Here is a 320-nt window from a genome sequence, read left to right as displayed (position 1 = left end):
ACATGCTGGTGCGCGGCCTGGAAATGACGGTCGGTCTCGATCTTTTGCGCGACAACACCCTGCAGCGCCTGGCCACGACCAACCGCACCTGGGTGCCGCAGTTGCAGTTCGCGTCGAACGCGCCGTTTGCGCAGCTCGAATACGAATTCGGCCCGGTCACGCTGCGCGGCGGCGTGCGCCACGAACAAGCCAGGCTGACGATCGACACCTACACCACGCTGGCGGCCTACGGCAACCGGCAGGTACAGGGCGGCGAGACCGAGTTTTCGAAGTCGGTCAAGAACATCGGCGCGGTGTGGCGCTTTGCGCCGCGCTGGTCG

The 320-nt window shown here is 65.9% G+C and carries 1 protein-coding gene; it reads left to right on the top strand.

What is annotated here, in order from left to right:
• Positions 1 to 320, top strand: a 320-nt coding sequence (locus tag F2P45_RS34920) for a TonB-dependent receptor domain-containing protein (RefSeq protein ID WP_370663354.1), incomplete at both ends; no start/stop codon positions are given.

Origin of the sequence: Massilia mucilaginosa (genome assembly GCF_011682145.1) — a bacterium.
GTDB classification, from domain to species: Bacteria; Pseudomonadota; Gammaproteobacteria; order Burkholderiales; family Burkholderiaceae_D; genus Telluria_A; species Telluria_A mucilaginosa.
Note: the sequence above shows the minus strand (reverse complement) of the source record. Positions and strands in the feature narration are given on the sequence as shown.